The organism is Butyrivibrio sp. XPD2002 (assembly GCF_000423945.1).
GTDB lineage: Bacteria > Bacillota > Clostridia > Lachnospirales > Lachnospiraceae > Butyrivibrio.
Genome location: NZ_AUIY01000030.1, coordinates 1 through 21414, shown reverse-complemented (window position 1 = coordinate 21414; position 21414 = coordinate 1). Strand labels below are relative to the sequence as shown.

Below are 21414 nucleotides of genomic sequence, written 5' to 3'. Positions count from 1 at the left end.
AAGGAGACGAGACTATGAAGCACGTAAAGACACTTGCAACAAGAAATCTTAAGGAGTCTATGAAGAAGGGCGGCTGCGGCGAATGCCAGACATCTTGCCAGTCTGCTTGCAAGACTTCCTGCACTGTTGGTAACCAGAGCTGCGAGCAGGTTGCTAATAAGTAATTGTGTGTTTAACTAAATAGTTTTAATAAAACAGGCAGCGGCCATGCCGCTGCTTGATTTATGAAAACTATGATAAAAATGCACGAATAATCCTAAATTAGAAAAGGTAGTGAGAATTTTATATGGTACATGCATACAAGAACAACGGCTACGATATTGTTCTGGATGTAAACAGTGGTTCCGTTCACGTTGTGGATGACATTGTTTTTGATCTTATTCATCCTGTGGAGGAACAATTGATAAAGCGCTTTAAGTCTGCTGATATCACTGCAGAGGGCGCGGAGGCTGTAAGTGATGAATCACTTATTCCTGAGCTTGTTTCAGAGCTTTCAGGCAGCTTTTCACAGTACAGCACAGAGGATTTATCTGATGCTATATCCGATATACTTGAGCTTCGCAGAGGCGAGGTGCTTTATACGGATGATGTTTACGAGAATTACGTAGAAGAGTTCAAGGAGAGAGATACAGTAATCAAGGCGCTTTGTCTTAATATCGCCCATGATTGCAACCTCAGATGTAAATACTGCTTTGCGGACGAGGGTGAGTATCACGGAAGAAAGGCACTGATGACCGAGGAGGTCGGTAAGGCTGCTCTTGATTTCCTTATCAAGCATTCCGGAGGAAGGAAGAACCTTGAGGTTGACTTTTTCGGAGGAGAGCCACTTCTCAACTGGGACGTTGTTAAGAAGATAGTTGAGTACGGACGAAGCCTTGAGAAGGAACACGATAAGAACTTCCGCTTCACACTTACAACTAACGGTACTCTTCTTACAGATGAGATACTTGAATTTGCCAATAAGGAGATGGGGAACATCGTCCTTTCAATAGACGGACGTAAGGAAGTCAACGACAAGATGCGTCCCATGCGTGGCGGTCAGGGAACATACGATAACATCGTTCCCAAGTTTAAGAAGGTAGCGGAGAGCCGTCACCAGCTCAGATACTTTGTAAGAGGTACATTTACACATAACAATCTGGATTTCTGTGAGGATGTTAAGCATCTTGCAGATCTCGGCTTTAAGCAGATATCTGTTGAGCCTGTTGTGGCTAAGCCTGAAGATTGGTATGCTATTAAGGAAGAGGATATTCCTTATCTCTGTGAGCAGTATGATGAGCTTGCCAGGTTCTATCTCCAGAGACAGAAGGAAGGCAAAGGCTTTAACTTCTTCCATTTCAACATAGACCTTGAAGGTGGTCCGTGTGTTGCCAAGAGACTTTCAGGTTGTGGCTCAGGATGTGAATATCTTGGTGTTACACCTTGGGGAGACCTTTATCCCTGTCACCAGTTTGTTGGTAACGAAGACTTTATTATGGGTAATGTTTTTGAAGGAATCACACGACCTGATCTTCAGAAACAGTTTAAAGAGAGCAATGTGTACTCCAGACCTGAGTGTCAGAAGTGCTTTGCAAGATATTATTGCAGCGGAGGTTGTGCTGCAAACGCCTATAACTTTAATGGCGACATAAATACAACCTATCATACGGGATGTGAGCTTCAGAGAAAGCGTGTAGAGTGCGCAATCATGATCAAAGCTGCACAGGCCGAATGAGTAAAACGGAGGGTGAAAAGATGAAAAGAGTAAAATCAGTAGTCGCTTTGCTTGTAGCATTACTGCTGCTTGGAGGGCTTGGATACACATCAGTGTACGGTCTTGGAAGCGATAAGTCAGGATCACTTAAGAGTATCAATCTCGGACTTGATCTTGCAGGTGGTGTAAGTATCACCTATGAAGTACTTGGTGATGGTACACCCAGTGCTGAGGATATGTCAGATACAATCTACAAGCTTCAGCAGCGTGTAGATCAGTACAGTACAGAGTCACAGGTTTATCAGGAAGGTTCAAACAGAATTAACATCGAGATTCCCGGTGTTACAGATGCGAACAAGATTCTTGAGGAACTTGGTCAGCCCGGTAACCTTTACTTCATCGCACAGACTGATAGTGAGGGTAATGAGAACTACACATACAATTCAGGCTTCACAGTAGATGAGGATGGCAATTACGTCCTTAGCGAAGATGGCCAGATCGGTTACGTTCTCAACAAGTCAATTGAAGAGCTTGAGAAAGAGGGCTCGATTGTACTTAAGGGTGAAGATGTAGCAGATGCTCAGGCAGGCTACCAGAATTCCGGAACAGCTAACACTCAGGAAGTAGTTGTTTCTCTTGATTTCACAGATGCAGGTAAGACAAAGTTTGCTGAGGCTACTAAGAAGGCATTTGCAAACGGCGAGTCTATCGCAATCTATTATGACGGCGAGTTCATCTCAGTTCCTAACGTACAGGCTGAGATCACAGACGGTAGAGCTATCATCACCGGTGAGAAGACATTCGAGGATGCATCAAACCTTGCATCAATGATCCGTATCGGTGGACTTAAGCTTCAGCTTAACGAGCTCCGTTCTAACGTAGTAGGTGCTCAGCTCGGTTCTGACGCTATTCATACAAGTATGATCGCAGCAATTGCAGGTTTCATTGCAATCATCCTGTTCATGATCATCGTTTATAAGCTTCTCGGTGTTGCAGCAAGTATTGCTCTTATGTTCTATTGCGGACTTGAGATACTTCTTCTTTCAGCATTTGAGATCACACTTACACTTCCCGGTATCGCAGGTATCATCCTTTCAGTAGGTATGGCCGTAGATGCTAACGTGCTTGTATTCGCACGTATTAGAGAAGAGATTTCAAGTGGTAAGGATGTTAAGGCTGCTATCAAGGCAGGTTACGGAAAAGCTCTTTCAGCTATCCTTGACGGTAACATCACAACACTTATTGCAGCAGCAATCCTTGGCCTTCGCGGAACAGGTACAGTTAAGGGATTTGCTTCAACACTTGCACTTGGTATTGTTGTATCAATGTTCACAGCTCTCTTTGTTACAAGAGCTATTACAAATATCTTCTATGGTCTTGGACTTGAGGATAAGAAGTGGTATGGAAAAGCTAAGGAGCTTAAGCTCTTTGATTTCACAACCAAGAGAAAGCTTTTCTACGGCATTTCCGTTGCAATCATCGTTATCGGCTTCGTAGTAATGGGTATCAATGGTGGACGCGGAGAAGGCGCATTCAACTACAGTCTTGACTTCGTAGGTGGTACATCCACAAGCGTAACCTTCAACGAGCAGTGGACAACAGAGAAGCTTGACAGCGAGATCGTTCCTAAGATCAGAGATCTCACAGGTGTAGATTCAGTTCAGGTTCAGACTGTTGCAGGATCTAACCAGGTTATCTTTAAGACAGTAACACTTACAGTTGATCAGCGTGAAGCTGTAGACAACATGTTTAAGACTGATTACTCAGTGCCTGCTGACAGCATCGCAGCTGAGTCCATCAGCTCAACAATCAGTAACGAGATGCGTGCAGACGCAACATCAGCTATGATCATCGCTCTTATCCTTATGCTTGCATACATCTGGGTAAGATTCAGAGATATCAAGTTTGGTGCAGCAGCTATCATCGCACTTGCACATGACGCACTTGTCGTTATCACATGCTATGCACTTACAAGAATTCAGGTTGGTGGTACATTCATCGCAGCAATTCTTACCATCATCGGTTACTCCATAAACGATACCATCGTTACATTCGACCGTATCCGTGAGAACCAGGTATTCCTGAATCGTAAGGATCAGCTTGATGATCTTGTTAACAAGAGTGTAAGCCAGACAATTACACGAAGCTTGTTCACATCAGTAACAACCTTCATCATGGTTCTTGCACTTGCAATCTTCGGTGTGCCGGATATCCGCAACTTTGCACTTCCTCTTATGGTCGGTGTTGTTGCTGGTACATATTCATCAATCTTTATCGCATCACCGGTATGGCTTGATCTCAAGAAGAAGTTCACAAAATAAATCAAGATGATGAGGGGCTGTCACAGTAATGTGGCAGCCCATAATTTTTTTAGGGATAGAAGGTCTGGGGCTCAGGTGAAACGGCAAAATATATAATATTTGCTCGTGTTAAACCAAGAACTCCGGTGAGCCCAAAGCATAATCTCTGCGTGCAATGGCACTTGAGATTGTTGGTCTCACCTCCGTGGTTTAAATCTCGCAAAGTATTATATATTTTTGCCTTAGCACCTGAGCCCCAGACCTTTTATTCCTACCGAAACGTTGTGGATGTAGAATACAATGACTACAACAATATTCATTACAAAGTTTATATTGTAGGATATAAAAGAAATAATGATTTAAGAGGTTATAAATGGCTAAGTGGTTAGTAATAGCTAAAGGCGCGGATTTTCAGAAAATAGCAAAGGAACACGGGATTTCGCCTATTACAGCAAGGATTCTTAGAAATAGGGACGTAGTTACGGATGAAGATATTGAAATGTACCTCAAGGCAGATGAGAAGTATCTTCATAACCCTCATTTGCTCAAAGATATAGATTTGGCTGCAGATATCATGAAGCAGCGAATAGAAGCGGGAGATCCCATACGAGTTATCGGTGACTATGACGTGGATGGAATTTGTTCATCCTATATTTTGCTGTCCGGAATTAAGCTCTGTGGCGGTAATGTTGATGTGGTTCTGCCTCATAGAATTACTGACGGCTATGGTCTTAGTATCAACCTCGTAGATAAGGCTCATGCTGATGGTAAGAAGACCATTATAACCTGTGATAACGGTATTGCAGCGATAGAGCAGATTGCTCACGCAAAAGAGCTGGGAATGACTGTAATAGTTACTGACCACCATGAGGTTAGCTACAGTGAGGTGGATAAGGAGAAGATGATTCTTCCTCCTGCTGATGCGGTTGTTGATCCCAAGCGCAGGGATGATGAGTATCCCTATCATGAGATCTGTGGAGCCATGGTTGCGTTTAAGTTTATCCAGGTGCTCACAGAGAAGATGGGACTTAAGAAGGATACAGCGCTTGAGAGATTCTTTGATGAGATGACCATCTTTGCGGGATGGGCTACAGTTTGTGACGTAATGCCCCTTAAGGATGAAAACAGAGTTATTGTGAAGAAGTCCTTTGAGTGTATCTCAAGGACTGAGAATCCCGGAGTAAGAGCGCTTCTTATGGTTAACGAGATTGAGCCGGATAAGGTTAGCTGCTATATTTATGGATTTGTAATAGGACCCTGCCTTAATGCGACGGGAAGACTTGATACTGCCATGAGAGGGCTTGAGCTTTTAACAGAGACTAATTCAAATAAAGCAGCCAGAATAGCTCTGGAGCTTAAGCAGTTAAATGATGAACGTAAGAATATGACCCAGCAGGGTAAGGATGAGGCGATGGAGATTCTGGATGGCTATGGAGATGAGCTTCCGGATGTCCTTGTTATTTACATGCCAGAGCTTCACGAATCCCTTGCGGGAATTATTGCAGGTAAGATAAGAGAAGAGTTTAATCACCCTGTGTTTGTAATTACAGATGCAGGAGAAGGCCTGATTAAGGGCTCAGGTCGTTCAATTGAGAGCTATCACATGTTTGATGCCTTAAGTGAATGTAGAGAACTTATGACCAAGTACGGCGGACATAAGATGGCAGCCGGATTTTCACTCCCCAAGGATAACCTCGAAGCCTTCAGGGATGCTCTTAATGCCAACAGTAAGCTTACAGCGGATGACTTTGTTGAGATTATCCGTCTTGATATGGAGCTTCCTTTAAGATATGTCTCAATGGGACTTCTTAAGGAGCTAAAGACCCTTGAACCCTTTGGACAGGGCAATCCTGAGCCTGTATTTGCAGCAAGGGATGTTGAACTTGTTAAAGGTAGAATCATGGGTAAAAATGCCAACGTGGCAAAGATAGTAGTAAAAGATCCTGAGGGACAAAGTCTTGATATGATGGTATTTGGAAGTCTCTTTGATAGATGGAATGAATTTCTTGATAATAATTTTGGAGTCAGTCAGAGAGAAAAGCTATATAATGGAGGATTTCATGATAAAATGGTAGTTAAGATTGCGTATCAGCCCAAGATAAATGAATTCAGAGGCGAAGAGAGCATTCAGATAGTTTTGAAAGATTTTCTTCCATAAAACCACAAAACACACGCTCTTTGGGAAGCGTGTGTCTGCGGTTTCTTATGAGGGGGAGATAGTTAGTTCATCAACTATCTTGGTTATAATATACATTCTAAATGTGAACTGTTTGTGTTCAAATACTTAAGAAAAACAGTAGATTTATTTATGAATTTATTAAGAAAAATTTTATAAAAGAGGAGAAAGAGGAAATGAAACTGGAAAACCTGCTTAAAAAACTTGATTATGACGCAACTGTCGGTAATTCAGGGACTAAGGCAGATGTAGCATCTGTAGAGATTACCGAGGTTGTAAAGGACAACAGAAAGATTACCGAGGGATGCCTTTTTATCTGTATAGAGGGTATGAACTTCGATGGACATTCTGCAGCTAAGGAAGCCGCTGAAAAGGGTGCTGCAGCTATAGTAGTAGAGAAGGATGTGGAGCTTCCCGAGGGAACATCGACTGTAGTAGTCAAAGTTGAGAGCACCAGATATGCCATGGCTTTCATCTCAGCAGAGTGGTTCGGTAACCCCGCTGAGAGCCTTAAGACTGTAGGTATCACAGGAACAAAGGGTAAGACCACAACTACTTACCTTATCAGAAATATGCTCGAGGACGCCGGACACAAGTGCGGACTTATCGGAACCATCGAGGTTATCATCGGCGATGAACACATTCACGCTGAGAACACCACACCTGAGTCATACGATCTTCAGGAATATATGAGAAAAATGGTTGATGCAGGATGTGACACAGTTGTCATGGAGGTGTCTTCACAGGCTCTTATGCTTCACAGAAGTCAGGGATTCGTTTATGACATTGGTGTCTTTACTAATATTGAGCCTGATCACATCGGCCCCGGAGAGCACAAGGACTTCGATGACTACATGCACTGCAAGGGACTTCTTTTCAAGCAGTGTAGAGTAGGTATTGCCAATGCGGATGATCCCCACGTAGAGGACGTTACTGAGGGACATACCTGTGAGCTTACAACCTATGGCTTCTCAGATCAGGCTGACCTTCGTGCGATCAACCTTGCATACCTTCATAAGCCCGGTGAACTTGGAGTTATGTTTGATACTGAGGGTGCTATTCAGATGCATGCACAGGTTCCCACACCAGGAAGATTCAGCGTTTACAACGCACTCTGTGCAATTGATGTTGCCAAGCACCTTGGCTGCAAGGAGGATGTGATCGCTGAAGCTCTTAAGAAGGCTCACGTAAAGGGCAGAATCGAGATGGTGAAGGTTTCAGACGAGTTCACACTTATGATCGACTACGCTCACAATGCGATGGCACTTAAGAGTCTCCTTAGCACTCTTCGTGACTACCATCCCACAAGACTTGTCAGCGTATTTGGCTGTGGCGGTAACCGCTCCAAGCTCAGAAGATTCGAGATGGGTGAGGTTTCCGGTAAGCTTGCGGATTTCACGATCATCACATCTGACAATCCGAGATTCGAGGAGCCTGCTGATATCATGAACGATATCGAGACAGGTATGAAGAAGACTGATGGCGAGTACATCAAGATTGAGGACAGAAAGGAAGCCATCCGCTATGCCATCGAGCACGGCGAGCAGGGCGATATCATAGTTCTTGCAGGTAAAGGACACGAGGACTATCAGGAAATCAAGGGAGTTAAATATCCCATGGATGAGAGAGTGCTCATTCAGGAGATTTTGAAGGAGATACAGGAAAAGGCTTGATGGAAAAAGGGAGCTTATCTTTTGCAAACATAATAATCGATATCTCCCACGAGAAAGTGGACAGACCTTTTCAATACATAATCCCTGAGAGGTTAAAGGACAGAATCCGCCCGGGGAGCTGCGTCAGCATTCCATTTGGAAAGGGAAACACCGTAAGGCAGGGCTATGTTATCGGAATCACTGACAGGCCTGAGTTCGACCCGGCCAAGACCAAGGAAATCCTTGATATCACAGAGGGTGAGATGTCTGCCGAGGGTATCATGGTTCAGCTGGCTGCCTGGATGAGGGAGAGCTACGGCTCAACCATGATAAATGCGCTAAGGACGGTCATCCCCGTAAGGAAGAAGTCCAAGACCCTGGTACACAGATATATAAGGCTCATGATGGATGAGACTGAGGCCAGAGCCTTTTATGAAAACTGCGTAAAAAAGCATCAGGTGGCAAGAGGAAGGCTCTTAGAGGCCCTTTTGGAGAACCCCTCAGAGAGGATTCCCTACGAGCTTGTCACAGGTAAGCTTAATGTAAATGCAGCTGTAATAAGGGCACTTTCAGATAAGAACGTGATAGCTGTTGACAGTGAGGAATACTACAGGAATCCTGTGGGTGATGTTAATGTCCATAAAAAGGATATCACCTTAAGCCCCGAGCAGCAGCGCATCGCGGATGAAGTCATAGCGGATTACGATGCCGGAAAACGCGGAACTTACCTCATTCACGGAATCACGGGAAGCGGTAAGACCGAGGTTTACATAGAGATGATAGATGCCATTATCTCAAGGGGAAAACAGGCCATTGTGCTTATCCCTGAGATAGCACTCACCTATCAGACCCTTATGAGGTTTTACAGACACTTCGGGGAGAGGGTTTCGGTTATGAACTCCACACTGTCTCCCGGAGAAAAGTACGACCAGGCGCAGCGCGCTAAGGAAGGTGATATAGACATTATCATCGGACCGAGATCTGCGCTGTTTACGCCTTTTCCCAATGTGGGACTTATTATCATAGACGAGGAGCATGAGACCTCATACAAAAGTGAGACCATGCCCAAGTACCACGCAAGGGAGACGGCCATAGAGCTTGCAAAGCTTGTTCCGGGCGGAGCAAGTGTGGTTCTTGGTTCAGCGACACCCTCACTTGAAGCCTATTACAGGGCAAAGAATGGCGAATACAAGCTCTTTGAATTAAACAGAAGACTTACGGGAGGAACACTGCCGGAGGTTGAGATTGCTGACCTCAGGGAGGAGCTTCGCTCAGGTAACCGCTCGATATTTAGCAGAAGCCTTCAGGAAAAAATGCAGGAGACTTTAGATACCGGTCATCAGGCCATGCTTTTCATAAACAGAAGAGGGCTTGCTGGCTTCGTGTCCTGCAGATCCTGCGGATATGTGTTTAAGTGCCCCCACTGCGACGTCTCAATGTCGGAGCACAGAGGTGGTATGCTGGTGTGCCATTACTGCGGCTATACACAGCCCATATCAAGAACCTGCCCTGAGTGCGGCTCAAGATACGTTTCAGCCTTCAGAGCGGGAACACAGCAGATAGAAAAAGAGGTAAACAAGATTTTTCCTAAGGCCAGGGTGCTCAGGATGGACGCTGATACCACAAGGACCAAGGGCAGTTATGAAAAGATACTCTCTGCCTTTGCTTCCGAAGAGGCGGATGTGCTTGTGGGCACGCAGATGATAGTAAAAGGGCACGATTTTCCTAATGTTACTCTTGTTGGAATTCTGGCAGCTGATATGTCCCTCAATGCAGGGGATTACAGAGCCGGAGAGCGCACCTTCCAGCTGCTGACACAGGCCGCGGGAAGAGCGGGAAGAGGAACACACCCCGGGAACGTTGTCATCCAGACCTATCAGCCGGATAACTATGCGATAATCAGCGCTGCGGAGCAGGATTATAAGGCCTTTTACGAGGAGGAAATATCCTACAGGAGCCTTCTCAGGTATCCGCCGGCAGCTCATATGCTTGCTATCCAGATATGGGCCAAGGATGAGAACTTTGGTAAGGAAAAGGCCAATCAGCTAAGGGCATACATCGACAGAATGCGCATTGAGGATACGATCATTATCGGTCCTGCAATGGCCGCCATAAGTAAGATAAACGATGTTTACAGAATGGTCATCTATGTGAAAAATGCGGATTTTGATGTTTTGACAAAAATAAAGGATGCCCTTGAAAATATTTTGGATGAATGGGAAAGCAGGGGGATTACAAGGCAGATTCAGGTTCAGTTTGATTTTGATCCCATGAACTTCATGTAAAGTTTGATTAAATTGTGATATACTGAAATGTACATGTTTAGTTTTGCACAATAGAAAGGTAATAGTAATGGCACTTAGAGAAATCAGAGAATATGGTGATGATGTACTTGCACGTCCCTGCAAGGAAGTTAAGGAAGTAACTCCCAGGATCCGCGAGCTTATAGATGATATGTTTGAGACAATGTATGACGCTAACGGCGTTGGACTCGCTGCTCCCCAGGTTGGAGTTTTGAAGAGAATAGTTGTTATTGATTGTTCACCTGAGTGTGACGATCCTCATCTTTTAATAAACCCTGTGATCCTTGAGACATCAGGAGAGCAGACAGGTTATGAGGGATGTCTTTCACTTCCCGGCAAATCCGGCGTTGTGACAAGACCTAATTATGTTAAGGTTAGAGCTTTTGATATTGATATGAAGCCCTTCGAGCTTGAAGGAACAGAGCTTCTTGCAAGAGCTATTTGCCACGAATGCGATCATCTCGACGGACATATGTATGTCGAGAAGGTTGAAGGCGATCTTGTAAATAACGAAGATTTACAGCAGCCTTCAGAAGAGGAATAATTATATAAGATATTTAACTGCCATGGATACTTAGTGTATTTATGGCAGACATTTTAATGAGGGGTGCGGATGTTATTTCTTAATTCGCATTATGAGACAATATGAGTAGGACAAAAGCTAAACGAAGCATAGCAGGAATCATCCTGGGAATAACATTTATTATATTTTTGCTCTTCTATATGGGAGTATCGATTTATTTCATGAGTCATTTTGCATTTAATGTCTACGTGAATGATATTCCGGCATATAAGATGACGGCAAAGGAAATTGAGACGGAAGTAACTGACGGACTGATGAAATACGTCCTTACCATCAAGGGAAGGGGAGATATCACAGAGACTATTTCTGCGAACGATATAAATCTTTCACTTCGAATGGACGGACAGTTTGACAGAGCATTAAAAGAGCAGAATCCTCTTTTGTGGCCTGCATATCTGTTCAAGGACACTCATCTTACGACAGATAATATCGTAGTGTATTCAAAGGAAACAGTAGAGAACAAGATAGACTCCCTGGCATATTTTTCTCCTGAAAATATTAAGGAGCCAGTTGATGCATACGTATCCGAGGAGTCCGGAGAGGACGGCTTCTATATTGTTCCCGAGGATTATGGTCAGTCTCCCATAAGAGATATCGTTGTGGAGAAGATATGCTCTGCAATAGATGTCTTAGAGCCTGAGGTTACACTTGACGATGAATGCTATAAAGCACCGGAGCTGTTTTCAGATAATCCGGAGATGACAGCTCTGTGTGATAACCTTAATAACTTCTGCAAAGCCAATATTGTCTACGAATTTGGCGCTGATACCGTTGTTGTGGATGGCACAAAGATAAGAGAGTGGTGTACCATAAACGGGACAGAGGTCAGCCTTGATGAGGAAAAGGTTAAGGACTTTGTAAACAGTATTGCAAGGCAGTATGACACCTTCGGTAAGACCAGGACCATCATTTCCCACAGCGGTGAGGAAGTGACTGTTTCCGGCGGAGATTACGGTTGGTGGATGGACAGAAGTACAGAGACTTCTGAGCTTATCGCAGCTATTAAAAATGGCGATAAGGGTACCCGCGTTCCCGTGTATTTCGGAACTGCGGCAGCCTATGGTGAGCAGGACTACGGCACCTCCTATGTGGAGATCGACCTTACAGCGCAGCATCTCTGGGTTTACCAGGATGGACAGGTCGTAGAGGATTCCGATTTCGTATCAGGCTGTGTTAACAAGTCCAGAGTGACTCCAGTGGGAACCTACGGAATTACCTATAAGGAGAGAGATGCTACACTTGTAGGTGAGAACTATTCTTCTCCTGTTAAATACTGGATGCCCTTTAATGGAAATGTAGGAATGCATGATGCCAGCTGGAGATCCAAGTTCGGTGGATATGACTATATTCTGAACGGATCCCACGGATGTATTAATCTTCCCACAGAAAAAGCCGAAAAAATATATGATTTGGTTTCCAAGGGCGAAGCAGTTCTCGTATACGGAGGACTTACATCTCCCGTGCCTGTTGTGGAGGTCGAAGTGACAGATCCCAAAACAGGTGAGGTGAAGGTTGAAAAGCGCCCTGTTATCAATGGTAAAGTAGCCGGAACTGATTCTGAGGCTTCTACAGAAAATAATACTTCTGAGGAGAATCAGACTACCGAAGAAAATACTTCTTCGGGAGAAAGTACTACACCAGAAGAAAATACAGGCGCAGGAGAAGCTGCTTCCACAGAGGGTGAGACTCCTTCTGAAAACAGTTTGGATAATGTGAACGGAGAGGGGGCTACAGGCGAAAGCACTGCTCCTTCAGAGGGTGGCGAAACGACACCACAAAATTAAAAATACTTGGGAAGGTTTTTTTGGAATGGCTAAGGATAAAAAGTCAAATTTCAAAAAAATATTTTGGATGCTATTTTCCGTCCTTCTTGCCGCTTTGACAGTGTGTACCATACTTAGAGAGAGTAAGACGCTTTCCTTGCCAAAGCTATTGGAAGTGGTAGCGGATGGTAATAAGTTCTATCTGATCGTTGCTATAATATGTGCCGCGGGATATGTATTTTTTGAGGCGGTTGCCATATGCTCGATCCTTAACGGCATTAACTATAAAAGGAATCTGTGGAACGGTATTATCTATAGCACCTCAGATGTTTATTTTTCAGCGATAACTCCTTCAGCAACTGGAGGACAGCCTGCCAGTGCATATTTTATGCATGAAGATGGTATTCCCGGAGGAGTGGTATCTGCCACGCTGATTCTGAACCTTATGATGTATACCGCAGCAATCGGATTTCTGGGGATTGTTGCGATAATCCTTAATCCCGACTTTTTCAGGGAATTCGGATTGGCACCAAGAGCGCTTATAATGGTTGGATTTGTAGTACTTATCCTGCTTATTATGGTGTTCTTTACCATGCTTAAGGACAGTGACAAGGTTTTTGGTATTCTTAAGCGCGTAGTTGTATTTTTGAAGGATAAAAGACTTTTAAGGCACGGCGAAGACAGACTTGCAAGACTTGATAAAGCTCACAAGGACTACAGTAACTGTGCGAAGATGTTTGCGGGAAGAAGTGATATCCTTATAAAAGCATTTATATGGAATGTCCTGCAGAGAGCATCACAGATAGCGATTCCGATGTTTATGAACCTGTCCTTTGGCGGATTTAAGAGAGATGCTATTACGCTTTTTTCAAAGCAGTGTCTCATAACAATCGGTTATAACTTTGTTCCGGTTCCCGGAGCTATGGGAATAGCAGACTATCTGATGATAGACGGCTTTTCAAAGATAATGACACATGAGGCTGCACTGCAGCTGGATATGGTCAGCAGAGCAATATCATTTTATATTTGCGTTACAATAAGCGGTCTGATAACGCTTGGAGGATATCTATGGAAAAAGAGAGAAAATTGATAGGTGTGTATGATTACACGATTATTCTTACATATCTTTCGACTATATCAGGTGCACTTGGAATAATAATAACCATGACAGGAATTGGTCATCCCTATGGTGGAACGTTGTTTTTGATGGCGTCTGGACTTTTTGATGCCTTCGATGGAACGGTTGCAAGGACCAAGAAGAACCGCACCGATTTTGAGAAGGAGTTCGGAGCACAGATCGATTCACTTTCTGATCTTATCTGCTTCGGCGTGCTCCCTGTATCTATAGGTGTTGCACAGCTAAGAATACATGGTGCTTTCAGGGATGTCATGAAGGAGAGCGGCAATAGTGCCAAGACATCTCTTGTTTTGATTCTTTTACTGATCGCTGTTTTTTATGTTCTGTCAGCTCTTGTAAGACTTGCGTATTTTAATGCCACAGCAGGAGAGAGAGCAAAGCAGAAGCAGGAGTTTGGAAGAGAGTATTACACAGGACTTCCTGTTACAGCAGCGGCCCTTATTTTTCCGCTTACACTGATCATCCATTACTTTACAATCCTTGACCTTACCTTCTTTTACTTTTTTATGCTGCTCCTGGTTGGGATTCTCTTTATTGGCAATTTTAAGATTCCTAAGCCCGGACTTAAGATGATTTTGGTTGGAACTTTGATTGGTGTTGCTGAGTTTTCAGCAGTAGTTTACATACTGGTATCTAATTTATGAGCATACTTGATTTTTTATATAAAACAAAAACCGGAAGAATTTTACTTAAGCCTTTGACCTTAAAACCCCTGTCAGACATGATGGGGGCTTTTATGGATTCCGGGGTTTCTGCTATTTTTATTAAGCCCTTTGCCAGAAAAAACGGAATAAGGATGGAAGATTATATACTTGATGACATCCGCTCCTTTAACGACTTTTTCTGCAGAAGGATAAAGAGCGGACTTCGTCCCATCAGCCCTGACGAAGATACTGTGATTGCGCCCTGCGACGGCCTTCTTAAGGTGAGCAGGATAACGAACAGAACTGTGCTGAACGTGAAGCAGAGCAGATTTTCAATAAGAACCCTGCTCCGTGACAAGAAGCTTGCGGATAGCCTGGAGGGCGGATACTGCCTTGTTTACAGGCTTTGCGTTAATCATTATCACAGATATGTCTACTTTACTGATGGATTCAAGCTCCCTGACCGTAAGATAAATGGCTTTTACCACACCGTAAGACCTGTAGCCCTCGAGGAGATACCTGTGTTTACGGAAAACAGCAGGCAGTACTCTGTAATAGACAGCGATAAGCTGGGCAAATGTGTTCAGATGGAAGTAGGCGCAATGATGGTTGGCAGAATTGCTAATGAGAAGCACAGCGCCGGCAGGGTTATAAGGGGAATGGAAAAGGGACACTTTGAGTTTGGCGGATCGACCATAATCGTCCTTATTCCCAAGGGTAAATTCAATCCCAGAGCAGATATCCTTGAGAATTCACGAAAGGGCATTGAAACATCAGTAAAACTCGGCGAAGCAGTGGGTAAGCATATACAAAATAACTGAATAAATGCGATATAGATAATATCTATTTAATTTTTTGAGAACGTCGTTAATTTTTTGATTATACGATGTTCTTTCTTTTTTTAGGAAAAGTTTATGTGCCATATATGGGGGGCAAAACTATAATTATAAGTGTAGAAGGGGTTTTTGCTTCTTATGTATGGAGAGTTACAATCATGATGACATTAAAGGAATACGCTAAGAGTCGTACTATCAGTTATGAAAGCGTAAGAGCACAGGCACAGAAATATAAGGAAGAGCTCGAAGGTCATGTGACAATAGAGGATAACCATCGCGTGATGGATGACTATGCCTGCAATTTTCTTGACCAGCACAGGCTTAAAAGAATTATTGTAATGCAGTCGGATAACGACGACTTAAAGCATGAGCTTGAACGTGTTCAGGAAGAAAACGAAGAGCTTAAGTATGCGATAATTGAGCTTCAGAAGGAACTTCAGGATATGGCCAAAAAGAATGCAGACTTGAAGGAGGATCTGGCAAGAACGGATACGCTGCTTATGCTTGCGGACAAGGAACACGAGCACATGGTCAAGGTTCAGGATGAAATAAGGCAGTCTCATGATGCGCTTCTTGAATCCCAAAAGGACCTGATCGAGGCAACAGAGGAACTGGCAAGATATCATAGAACATTTTTTGGATTATATATTAGGGAACTCTGAATAATAGTGGATTCCTGCTAAGGAAAACAGGTGAAGCAGACGATGTGGCGGTCATAGCCGAGACTGGAGGAAGCTGCCTTGATCCCGAGTGCACTGTTACAGGCGGGGTAGAGGATGATGCAAGAGATCGTTACAGAGATTTAAAGCTAAACTTTATGGACCTGCTTAGAACAAAAGCTGAAAAGGGCAGCGCTTCATCTGGTGATAGTCTGGCGAAGCTGGAGATCCTTGATAAGATCGCCTGGGATAAAAATGAGAGATGGAAAATAGAAGATAATGAGCTTTTGCCTCTTCAAAACCCTCCTAAAAAAGAAGGGCTTGTTTTGATGACTGAAAAGGACGAAGAGGGAAATGTTATTGAACTTATAGATTTGCTCACTGAAGCGGTGACCTTATATCCTGCTGAGCAGTATGCGTTGATATTCTGTGGACACGGAGGCGGCCCTCAATGGGGATTTGGCGAGGATGAGAGAAACGATGATGACATGATAATCTCTGCAGATCTGTGCAGGATGATGCCTGTGATAAGGGAATTACTTGGAGGAAAGAAGCTGGCTTTCATCGGGTATAACAGCTGCAGAATGTCTCACATAGAAGCTGTGACAGCGTGGGCAAAGGGTGCCAGGACCATGATAGCCGCAGAAGGGGATGAGGAGGGTATCGGATGGATGAGGTCAAAAACGATAGAAACTCTCCTTGCGGCATGCCATGGATTTGATACTAAGCTTACAGACAGTGCTTTTGATAAGAAGATTCTTCCGATATTACTTGATAAAATATATGTCGGATTGGATAAACATGAGGGACTGGTTTTAACATCAATCAATCTGGATGAAAATATTGTTGACGGATTTAAGAATGCTTTTAATCGTTTTTGCAGATGCCTTGCGGTAAGGATGAGGGAAGCACCTGGCCAAATGTACAGGCTTCTTGCGGGGATAAGGGATAAGTCCCAGAAAATTGATGAGTATAGCGTAGACCTTGGGCTCTGGGCAAGGAACCTTGCTGCTTCAGAATATTTGCGTGCGGATAAGGTCTTTATCAGCAATTATGAGGCGCTTGCAAAGAGTATCAGGGAGATGATCATAAGGCTATATGCTTCGCCCGAGGTTTTTTCCAGGGATATATCGGGAATTTCCTTATTTTTTCCAAATACAGATTCAACGACTGATAATTCCAATTTGGAGAAATATTTATTTAGTCACAGGGTGAGCCATAGAGATGGATTTAAGACCTGGCCCTTTCATGGCTATGTTATAGGACTTGCGAGGCCGGGAACCGATGAGGAAGCACAGGATTTTTGTCCTGAGTACGATTATCTAAAGGACGGTTATTGGGAGCTTGCAGCTCTGTATAATGCCATGAGAGAAGCGGCAAGACTTATGGAAGATAACGAGAATAGTGTGGATGAGATATATGACAAAATAAAGCAGGAGCTTTTCATATATGGAAAGTCATATCTGCTTTCGGAAAGCGATGCCAGGAAGTTAGCCACTGAGTTATTGAATGTAACGGATGGCGTTTTTGAGCAGGATTTGGTAGTCCGATACTATACGAGGAGGTAAAATGGTGAAAAAGAATGATGCTAATGATATTGAAATGCTAATTAAGAATGCTCGGGAGTTCTTTGAAAAGAGAAAGGTTCAGATGGAACAATCAAAGTATAAACAGCTTATACTGAACTTTTCAGCACTTTTCGCAGGTATATTATTTGGAGTAATCCTTAAGAATATATGCCCCGATGATGTAATACAGGCGCTTATAAAGAATCTGCTAAGTCCAGTGACTACCATGTTCCTCAATGCACTGAAGGTTATCGTTGGACCGCTGGTATTCTTTTCAATAGCATCAAGTATAGCGGATTTTGGGGATATGAAGTCTCTTGGGCGCATTGCGGGTAAGGTAATTACCGGCTATTCCATTACATCCTTTATAGCAATTGGGATAGGAGCATTGGTGTGGTTCATTTTTCCTATAGGTGATCCCTCATTAAAGGCTCTTGTTTCTGATGCGGCGGACTCCACAATTGCCAATGGTCAAAATGTATCTACATCTGTTCTCGATGAGATTATAGATATAGTTCCAAGCGAGATTGTGTCTCCGTTTTTGAAGGAAGATATGCTTCAGATTATTTTCCTTGCGGTGCTTATGGGAGTTGCAGTTTCAGCGGTGGCCGATAAGCTGCATGTTTTCAAGGATATAATAAGTGACGGATATCTTGTCTGCTCCAGGATTACAACAATAATAATAAATATCATGCCGTTGGCAATTTTTTGTTCAATGGCAAAGATGGTTTTCAACATGGAGATCAAGTCACTTTTGTCAGTGTTTGTGTGGGTTCCTGTCATATATTTGGGAGATATCATGATGCTTGGAGTCTACAGCCTGATAATAATGATATTTGCAAGGTTGAATCCGATTACGTTCTTCAAGAAATATTATCCTACGATGGTGGTTGCATTTACTCTTGCTTCAAGTAATGCAGCACTTCCGACCTCAATGGAAACCTGCGGGAAATCCCTTGGAATTTCCAAGAAGATATATGCATTTTCGCTGCCTCTGGGAGCAACTATCAACATGGACGGAAGCTGCGTTACTCTCATGTTAAGCTCTCTGTTTATGGCAAAAATATATGGAATCTCAATCACTCCTGCGATAATATTGCAGCTTGTATTTTCAATATATATACTCTCGGTAGGTGCTCCGGGGGTGCCGGGAGCAGCGCTTATCTGCCTGTCACTTCTTGTTCCGCAGATTGGTGTGCCGTCAAATTCAATAAGCATAGTCATGGGACTTTATGCTTTGGTGGGAATGATGCAGGTACTTACCAATGTAACAGGAGATGCGGTGGTAACTCTGGCTGTTGCCAGAGGAGAGAAGCTTGTGGATGTGGAGAAATTTAAGGCATAGGGGGAATCTCCGGCTCGGAATCTAAGAACAATCAGAAGTGCGGTATTGCACAGATACAGTATGGGGCTCGTGGCGGTGGGGTGTCGGTGGTGTTTTTGGTGGGCAGCAGTTGAGTCAGGAATAGGAGAAAAGGGGTAACTGGTGTACTGGAAATATGCTGCAGATAGCTGTGGATCCACCAGAAGAAGGAATGGAAAGATTATTGGTGTAACGGGAACTGAGGTAAGTGGACACCAGTTGAGTCAGAAGCAGAGAAGAAGAGATAATAGGTGTAATAGGGGGGTAGGTAGGGGGATTATAGTTACGTCAGGAGCAAAGAAATAGAGGGAATTGGTGTAAAGATGTTCTGCTATGGAAGAATTCGTTGAGTCAGGAATAGGAAAAAGATATAACTGGTGTATTGGGAATATTATATTGAGACTTGCAATTACACCAGAAGAAGAGGAAGACAGATAATTGGTGGAATAAGAATCGAGGCTGGTAGATTGAAGTTGAGTCGAAATCAGGAAATAAGTGTTAACAGGTGTAATGTAAAATTATAAATAATAAGCGAGAAAACCCCTTCCGACGCTGTCGGTCGGGGATGAATCGCCGGTCTTCAACGCTTTGCTTTAACATATTTTCCAGATTTCTCATATTTTCTTCGATGGTCATCAGTGCGCTGTTCTTCTATGTATTTTTTGACGGTTTCCATGGATACGGAACCGGTAGTAGCGCAGAAATAACTGGCGCTCCAGAATGGTGAATCACCCCAGAGATACTTTTCGATATGCTCTTTGTATCTTAAATGAACCTCTCGTGAAAGTCCGGTCTTTAATGTGTTGATCAGCTTTACCGGTGCCACATCTGGAGCCATTGAGATAAGAAGGTGCATGTGATCCCTGTCTGTTTCAGCTGAGAGCAGGTCACAGTCCATCCTTCCACAGAGATATGCGGCGTGGTTTTTCATGAAATCACCCATCTCGTCTGTGATGACCTTTTTCCTTCCACTTGAATGCGGAATTAAATTCCGCATTCAAGTGGAAGGGGTTTTTTCGCTAAGTATTTATAAAAAGAAAAATATCATAGTTATGGCAATGATACCAATGTCATTAAGATAAGATGACAGAGAAAAATGAATTGAGAACTGATACCAATTAACAAGGTGGTCAGTTCTCTTTTTTTGATGGTAGCAATCTCTTTATGGCATGGCAAACAAGCAGATGTCTATCTGCCACAATAAATAGTATAATTAGTTCATTAAGCTACTCTGTATAGAAAGCTTATGGCAGTCTGGACTTTGACTTTGCGAGGGTCTTTGCGTCCGGGCCTGACCGGAAGAAGCTCTTTACTGATGAGATATTCTACATCAGTAGGAGCTTCTCTCTTTATGGATAGGAAATGACGGCATATATGGATGGCTCGCGTATAATTCAACTGGTAAGAATGCTTTTTATGTCGGGAGCTTTGCCTCACAATAGTGTGCATTGTTACCTCTTCACAAAAGTTATAAAGGATAATCCGGGCCCATACTTCCTGCTTGATATAATTCAGCTTCTTTGCATGAAAGTTTACCAATCCAACCGCGTATTTCAGTTCTCTAAAGGATGTTTCTATTCCCCATCGCATATGATAGAGTTCTTTAATCTTTTCTGGCGGGAACTCATCTTTTGGAAGATTGGTAATAATACATTCATAGCTGTCTTCGGATATAGGAAATCTGACAATCCGCATGTTTATTTCATAAAACTTATTATCATACAAATCCAGATAATCGAAGGGTGTTGCTTTCATGATTATTCGATACTTTTCCGGAGCTGCCTTCACTTCTTTGGTCTGTTTCCTTGTTAAAGTAATTGAAATGTTCTCATCAAAGACATCCTTTTCCTGAGGAAGTAGTGATTTGGCGGAAGCAACAATTCCATTACTATAAAGGTCTTTCACGCGAATAAGGTAGAACTGATGCTTTTCGCTGATATGTGCAAAGATGTTATAGCTCTCATATCCTCTATCCGCAATAAAGATTGCCTTATTTTCACTATCATACCGATCAACCATGTCACACATGGCTTTATACTCATTTTCTTTTCGTGATGGTTGGATAATAGCATCTATATATGTCTTTGTTCTTAGATCATATAGAGCGTTAAGGTGAATCTGGTTAAAGCCTTTTGAGTCAGCCAATGATTGAAAGTATGTTGCTTCGTCATTTGGATTATGTGCAATGTTTAAATCTGATCCGTCACATGCCAATAAACGATATCCCTGATAAAGCTTAGGCTTTGAGACTGCATGAGTAAATTCATTGAAAAGAAACTCAAACGCTTCAGGTAAAATCTGTGCTCGACGCTGGTTAAAAGATGCGCTGGATGGGGTGTTTTTGCTAAAGTCAAAATACTCCAATAATTCATCTTTAAGAGCCTTACCTTCCATAGCCATAATAAATTTCATCATCTCTGAAAATGACCATTTCTTGGTACGACTAAAATCCGATGCAGGGTTCTTTGTAAATAACCAATGAACCTTATCCATCTCATCAATGATGGATAGCAATCTTTTTTTGACAGTTTTTGAATGACTCATACACGTGCCCTCCTTGAAAATAAGATTTGCTCTTAATTTCAAGGGCCGCTTTCGCTACCTCTAAAAATAATCAGTAGCGAAAGCGGCCGCACTTTTTAGCTTTGGTGTCAAGCTTTTTTGCAGAAAAAAAAGAACCCTATACCATTTCTGATATAGAGGTCTTAGTTCGTCATCTTATCTTAATGACATTGG

At 43.0% G+C, this 21414-nt stretch carries 16 protein-coding genes; 14 read left to right on the top strand and 2 right to left on the bottom strand.

Going from position 1 to position 21414, the window contains the following annotated elements:
• Positions 1–14: 14 nt before the first annotated feature.
• From scfA to G587_RS0114110, 14 genes are all read left to right on the top strand, one after another.
• The gene (gene scfA, locus G587_RS22890) at positions 15–164 is read left to right on the top strand and encodes a six-cysteine ranthipeptide SCIFF (RefSeq protein WP_022762634.1); all 150 of its coding nucleotides are present in this window, start codon (positions 15–17) and stop codon (positions 162–164) included.
• Positions 165–286: 122 nt separating this feature from the next.
• Positions 287–1714 (top strand): thioether cross-link-forming SCIFF peptide maturase, encoded by a 1428-nt coding sequence (gene scfB / locus G587_RS0114170; protein ID WP_026492805.1) that lies wholly within the window; start codon positions 287–289, stop codon positions 1712–1714.
• 20 nt (positions 1715–1734) lie between these two features.
• Positions 1735–4014 (top strand): protein translocase subunit SecD, encoded by a 2280-nt coding sequence (secD, locus tag G587_RS0114165; protein WP_026492804.1) that lies wholly within the window; start codon positions 1735–1737, stop codon positions 4012–4014.
• A gap of 352 nt (positions 4015–4366) precedes the next feature.
• Positions 4367–6151 (top strand): single-stranded-DNA-specific exonuclease RecJ, encoded by a 1785-nt coding sequence (gene recJ / locus G587_RS0114160; RefSeq protein ID WP_026492803.1) that lies wholly within the window; start codon positions 4367–4369, stop codon positions 6149–6151.
• A 194-nt stretch (positions 6152–6345) separates the two neighbouring features.
• Complete coding sequence (locus tag G587_RS0114155) at positions 6346–7842, top strand: UDP-N-acetylmuramoyl-L-alanyl-D-glutamate--2,6-diaminopimelate ligase (protein ID WP_026492802.1); 1497 nt, start codon at positions 6346–6348, stop codon at positions 7840–7842.
• The gene (gene priA / locus G587_RS0114150; RefSeq protein ID WP_026492801.1) at positions 7842–10106 is read left to right on the top strand and encodes a replication restart helicase PriA; all 2265 of its coding nucleotides are present in this window, start codon (positions 7842–7844) and stop codon (positions 10104–10106) included. Before G587_RS0114155 ends, priA begins: the two co-directional genes overlap by 1 nt.
• A gap of 67 nt (positions 10107–10173) precedes the next feature.
• On the top strand, positions 10174–10668 hold the full coding sequence (gene def, locus G587_RS0114145; protein WP_026492800.1) for a peptide deformylase: 495 nt from the start codon (positions 10174–10176) through the stop codon (positions 10666–10668).
• 101 nt (positions 10669–10769) lie between these two features.
• A complete protein-coding gene (locus tag G587_RS22885) occupies positions 10770–12491 on the top strand; it encodes a L,D-transpeptidase family protein (protein ID WP_051201052.1) in 1722 nt (573 codons plus the stop codon).
• A gap of 25 nt (positions 12492–12516) precedes the next feature.
• Positions 12517–13560: a lysylphosphatidylglycerol synthase transmembrane domain-containing protein gene (locus G587_RS0114135; RefSeq protein WP_026492799.1), complete on the top strand. Its 1044-nt coding sequence runs from the start codon at positions 12517–12519 to the stop codon at positions 13558–13560.
• Positions 13539–14252, top strand: coding sequence for a CDP-alcohol phosphatidyltransferase family protein (locus tag G587_RS0114130; RefSeq protein WP_242830091.1), 714 nt, complete (start codon positions 13539–13541; stop codon positions 14250–14252). The genes G587_RS0114135 and G587_RS0114130 overlap by 22 nt, the downstream gene beginning before the upstream one ends.
• 92 nt (positions 14253–14344) lie before the next feature.
• On the top strand, positions 14345–15073 hold the full coding sequence (locus tag G587_RS0114125) for a phosphatidylserine decarboxylase (RefSeq protein WP_242830090.1): 729 nt from the start codon (positions 14345–14347) through the stop codon (positions 15071–15073).
• A gap of 173 nt (positions 15074–15246) precedes the next feature.
• Positions 15247–15750, top strand: coding sequence for a hypothetical protein (locus G587_RS0114120; protein ID WP_026492796.1), 504 nt, complete (start codon positions 15247–15249; stop codon positions 15748–15750).
• A 44-nt stretch (positions 15751–15794) separates the two neighbouring features.
• Positions 15795–17315 carry a clostripain-related cysteine peptidase gene (locus tag G587_RS0114115; protein WP_026492795.1) on the top strand — a complete coding sequence of 507 codons (1521 nt, stop codon included), beginning with the start codon at positions 15795–15797 and terminating at the stop codon, positions 17313–17315.
• Between the two features lies 1 nt (position 17316).
• Positions 17317–18660, top strand: coding sequence for a dicarboxylate/amino acid:cation symporter (locus G587_RS0114110; RefSeq protein WP_026492794.1), 1344 nt, complete (start codon positions 17317–17319; stop codon positions 18658–18660).
• A gap of 598 nt (positions 18661–19258) precedes the next feature.
• On the opposite strand, the gene tnpA is transcribed toward G587_RS0114110, so the two are convergent.
• Together tnpA and G587_RS0114095 are read right to left on the bottom strand one after the other, a co-directional pair.
• Positions 19259–19675 (bottom strand): IS200/IS605 family transposase, encoded by a 417-nt coding sequence (tnpA, locus tag G587_RS22880; RefSeq protein WP_081679465.1) that lies wholly within the window; start codon positions 19673–19675, stop codon positions 19259–19261.
• Positions 19676–19899: 224 nt separating this feature from the next.
• The gene (locus G587_RS0114095) at positions 19900–21222 is read right to left on the bottom strand and encodes an IS4 family transposase (RefSeq protein WP_026492793.1); all 1323 of its coding nucleotides are present in this window, start codon (positions 21220–21222) and stop codon (positions 19900–19902) included.
• Between the last annotated feature and the right edge of the window lie 192 nt (positions 21223–21414).